The 4,267-nt window shown below is 47.3% G+C and carries 5 protein-coding genes and 1 riboswitch; all 5 genes read left to right on the top strand.

From position 1 onward, the window contains the following. Positions 1-600, top strand: a 600-nt coding sequence (locus ACJMLT_RS01020) for a phosphonate ABC transporter ATP-binding protein (RefSeq protein WP_405725258.1), incomplete at its 5' end; no start/stop codon positions are given. After that, a complete protein-coding gene (gene phnE / locus ACJMLT_RS01015; protein ID WP_405725255.1) occupies positions 566-1,366 on the top strand; it encodes a phosphonate ABC transporter, permease protein PhnE in 801 nt (266 codons plus the stop codon). The genes ACJMLT_RS01020 and phnE, both read left to right, overlap by 35 nt. Next, positions 1,363-2,193 carry a PhnE/PtxC family ABC transporter permease gene (locus ACJMLT_RS01010; RefSeq protein WP_405725252.1) on the top strand — a complete coding sequence of 277 codons (831 nt, stop codon included), beginning with the start codon at positions 1,363-1,365 and terminating at the stop codon, positions 2,191-2,193. Before phnE ends, ACJMLT_RS01010 begins: the two co-directional genes overlap by 4 nt. A 139-nt stretch (positions 2,194-2,332) precedes the next feature. After that, a riboswitch (FMN riboswitch) is annotated at positions 2,333-2,449 on the top strand. 273 nt (positions 2,450-2,722) lie between these two features. Then, positions 2,723-3,274, top strand: coding sequence for an ECF transporter S component (locus tag ACJMLT_RS01005; RefSeq protein WP_405725249.1), 552 nt, complete (start codon positions 2,723-2,725; stop codon positions 3,272-3,274). Positions 3,275-3,472: 198 nt separating this feature from the next. Next, on the top strand, positions 3,473-4,267 hold a 795-nt coding region (locus tag ACJMLT_RS01000; RefSeq protein WP_405725246.1), incomplete at its 3' end, for a D-alanine--D-alanine ligase family protein.

The raw sequence follows: 4,267 nt of genomic DNA, 5'->3' as shown, positions 1-4,267 counted from the left end.
CAGAGCGGGAGAGCCCTTCGTGCCACACGCTGCAAAATCGGGATGATCTTCCAGAACTACAATCTGGTATATCGTCTGTCTGTGCTCCAGAATGTCCTTCACGGCAGACTGGGGCATATGCATGGCCTGAAAGGCATCCTTGGTCTGTATACAGAAGAAGAAAAAGAAACAGCCCTGTCCCTGCTGGAAGAACTGGGGGTAGGCAATTTCTGCTACAACCGTGCCAGTGATCTTTCCGGCGGCCAGAAACAGCGTGTCGGCATCGCCCGCGCCATCATGCAGGATCCCAAACTGCTGCTGTGTGATGAACCCATTGCCTCTCTGGATCCTTTCAGTGCAAAGGTCATCATGGACGTTCTGCAGGATATGACAAGCAAGCGCAATATCGCCTGCATCGTAAACCTGCATCAGCTGGATGTGGCAATCAAATATTCCACTCGCATCATCGGTCTGCATAAAGGGGAAATCGTTTTTGACGGCCGCCCCGAAGAACTGACGGATGAAGTGATCGAACGTATTTATGGTACATCCAAAGAAAATCTGACGATTGGGAGGAGCGAGGCTGATGAAGAAGCACATTCCGTTGATCGCGCAAGCTGAAAAACGCGTGTATGAAGGATTTTTCGGCATCATTGCGGTGCTGTTTGTCCTCTGCACTTTCTATACAGAATTCGACCCGATGGAACTGTTCCGAAAATCCGAAAATTTCTGGCTGTTCCTCAGTGAAGATTTCTTTCCCCCTGCATTGCCGAAAATGGAAAAGATCCTGAATATTCTGGAAAGTGTATTCGTGACCGTAGCCATGGCTATTTCTGCCACAACGGCAGCGGCCATTCTGGCATTTTTCGTAGCGCTGTTTGCCAGTGAAAAGGTGTCTCCCTTTCCCAAGCTTGCGAAAACAGTGCGCGGCTTTGCAACTTTTTTAAGAAATATTCCTGCCCTGGTGTGGGCGTTTATCCTCTTTTCCTCTCTGGGGATCGGTACAGGCGTAGGCTTTGTAGCCCTTTGTATCACCAGCTTTGCCTTTATGGTGCGTGCCTTTGCCGAAACCATGGAGGATATCTCCTCTGACTGTCTGGAAAGTCTGCAGGCAGTGGGGAGCACTTTCCCCCAGCGTATCATGCACGGGGTATTGCCCTCCTGTTTGAGTGGTTTTCTCTCCTGGTTTCTTTATTGTATGGAGGTCAATATCCGTGCATCTACCATTGTTGGGATGGTAGGCGGCGGTGGCGTAGGCATGGTGCTGTTTTCCTATATCAAAGGATTCCAGTATCATATTGCCTTCAGTATCATTCTGCTGATCGCCGTGATGGTTATTTTGGTAGACCTGATCACAGGTCATCTGAGAAGGAGGTTGTTCCAATGAGCGAGCATGTAATGTCTCAGGAGAGACAGCTGCGCCGTACCCGCTCCGGGAAATTAAAGATAGACTGTGCGGAAAAAGACCGTACGATCCCTGTTTTCATGGGATCTGTTGTGGTTCTGGCAATCATCAGTGAACAGTTTTTGCACATCAACTGGATGAGACTGGCTTCCCGTATCCCCGATGTGGGCGATATTTTCTGGAAGCTGCTGCATTTTGAGTTTGCCAATATGGATCTGATCGGGACTGCACTTCTGGAAACAGTGTCCATTACAGTTCTTTCTACATTATACAGCATTTTGTTGGGGCTGTTTTTTGGGATGCTGGCAGCAGAAAATGTGTTCCGACATAAGAGATTTTCCCGTTTCGTACAGAGTTTCTTTACCTTTCTCCGTGCAGTTCCCACGCCAATCTGGGTGCTGCTGATGATGGTTTGTCTGGGTATGGGTCCCGCGGCGGGGATCGCAGGTCTGTGCGTGCATACGACAGCCTTCTTTACAAAATCTTTTGCCCAGAGTTTTGAAAGCATTCCGGAAGAAACGCTGGAAGCACTGGAAGCAACAGGTGTAGCCAGACTGGGCGTATTCATGAATGCGGTACTGCCCTCCTCTCTGGCGCAGATCGTGGCATGGACAGGTATGCGTTTTGAGATCAATTTCTCCGAATGTGCCATTCTGGGTATGGTCGGTGCCGGCGGTGTTGGTTTTGTTATCTCCAACAGTATTCAGGGGTATGACTATGGCACGGCAGGGATTGCGATTTTCCTGGTGTTTCTGCTGGCTTACTGCATTGAACGCATTTTCGTGAAAGTGAAAAAACAGATCAATTAACGGCAAAAGATGGTTGTTCTCAGGAACAGCCTTTTTTGTGTCTTTCTGAGGGAAAAGGATCTGTTTGAAAAATCTTCTCTGACGAAAGGGGAGAAATTTCTTGAAATCATACAATTTTTGTATTATAATGGGGAAAATAAAATTTCTTCAGGGCAGGGTGAAATTCCCGATCGGCGGTAAAGTCCGCGAGCGCTGTGGCGCAGGATTCGGTGTGATTCCGAAACCGACAGTATAGTCTGGATGGGAGAAGAAAGGGTATCTATCGTGTGCTTTGTGCTTATTTTTTTGCGCGGAGCATGACGCCTTTTTTGCTTGCGTGGCCTGAAGAATGCTTCAGGCTTTTTTTGTTGGAAAATGGAGAAAACCATTCGGAAAACATGACAACGGACGATTTGCTTGCAAAAGCGGCAGAGGAAATGTTTTTTGGATAACTTGCGGAGCAAGGACATGAGTAAAACAAAGTTTTGCGAATGGGGTTTTCGCCCGTAATGAAACAGCCTGAAATATTTAAGATATGGAGGTTTTTTAAATGGCAAATAGTAATAAATTTTCAACAAGACAGCTGGTATCCATGGCAATGCTGGGAGCGATCTCCATCGTGCTGGTTTCTGCAATCCATTTCCCACTGATCCCAGCGGCGGCGTTTCTGGAATATGATCCCGCAGATATCCCCATTCTGATCTGTGCCTTTGCCTATGGCCCCACAGCAGGTTTTATCCTGACAGCAGTGGTTTCCTTTATTCAGGGGATGACCGTGTCTGCCCAGAGCGGTATCATCGGTATCGTTATGCATATCTTTGCGACGGGCTGCTGTGTATTGGTTGCCGGCAATATTTATAAAAAGCACAAAACCAAGAAAACAGCGGTTTTTGCGCTGATCTGCGGTGCTATTGCCCAGACACTGGCGATGATCGTGATGAATATGATTTTTACGCCTTTGTTTATGGGTGCTCCTCTGGAAGTAGTTATGAGCATGATGATCCCTGCTATCATTCCTTTCAACGGCCTGAAGGCGGGCATCAACTGCGCTATCACCTTTTTCCTGTATAAATCCATTTCCCATTTGATCAAAGGCCATTGACATTTGGGCGAAGGAAAAACCGTAAATTTGAAATTACATATTCCGATTTTTATAAAAAGGCTCCCAACGGAGCCTTTCTTTCGTGAATTATATTGAAAATTCTGCCTTTCCATAATTTTTTGTTGTCATTGGAGGGGGAAGTGCATATAATAGAAAAGAATTGGAAAAAACGGATATTCCGTTGAGAGGAAGGATACTATGAACAGCAAAAAAACAGTTGCAGTGATTTTCGGGGGACAGTCTTCCGAACACGAAGTTTCCAGAACATCTGCAGTGCTGATGTTACATGCGCTGGATAAAGAAAAATATCAGGTCCTTCCCGTAGGCATCACGAAAAAAGGGGAATGGCTGGTTTATCACGGCCCTGTGGAGCATGTGAAAAGCGGCGAATGGGAAAAATACGGTGTGCCCGTGTCCCTTTCTCCCGATGCAACGAAAAAATGTTTTCTGAAAATCGTGAACGACAGTGTAAAGGAGATCCCTGTGGATGTGGTCATTCCCGTGCTGCATGGCGCGTGGGGGGAAGACGGCACCATTCAGGGCCTGCTGGAAATGGCGCAGATCCCTTATGTGGGCTGCGGCGTGCTGGCCTCTGCCGTTTCCATGGATAAAGTTTTTACAAAAATGATCGCCAAGTCCGCCCGTATCCCTCAGGCCAGATATCTTTGGCTGTATAAACATGATCTGGAGGCAAAAAAGGAAAAAGTTATGGATCGTGTGGAGAAAAAGCTGGGTTATCCCTGCTTTGTAAAGCCTTCCAATGCGGGCTCCTCCGTGGGCATTTCCAAGGCGAAAAACAGAGCAGAGCTTTCTGCAGCACTGGAGCTTGCGGCAGGCTATGACAGAAAAGTGATCGTGGAAGAAGCCATCGATGCCAGAGAATTCGAATGTGCCGTTCTGGGTAATGATGAAATCATGGTCAGCGGCATGGGGGAAGTGCTTTCCGCCGCAGAATTTTATGACTACGATGCAAAATATAACAACAGTGCCTCC

This window comes from Anaerotignum sp., assembly GCF_045122575.1.
In the GTDB taxonomy this organism is placed as follows: domain Bacteria; phylum Bacillota; class Clostridia; order Lachnospirales; family Anaerotignaceae; genus Anaerotignum_A.
Note: the sequence above shows the minus strand (reverse complement) of the source record. Positions and strands in the feature narration are given on the sequence as shown.

Excerpts from the sequence above, each read along its gene's own strand:
- phnE (WP_405725255.1), top strand. The coding sequence starts at position 566 with ATGAAGAAGCACATTCCGTTGATCGCGCAAGCTGAAAAACGCGTGTAT.
- ACJMLT_RS01010 (WP_405725252.1), top strand. The coding sequence starts at position 1,363 with ATGAGCGAGCATGTAATGTCTCAGGAGAGACAGCTGCGCCGTACCCGC.
- ACJMLT_RS01005 (WP_405725249.1), top strand. The coding sequence starts at position 2,723 with ATGGCAAATAGTAATAAATTTTCAACAAGACAGCTGGTATCCATGGCA.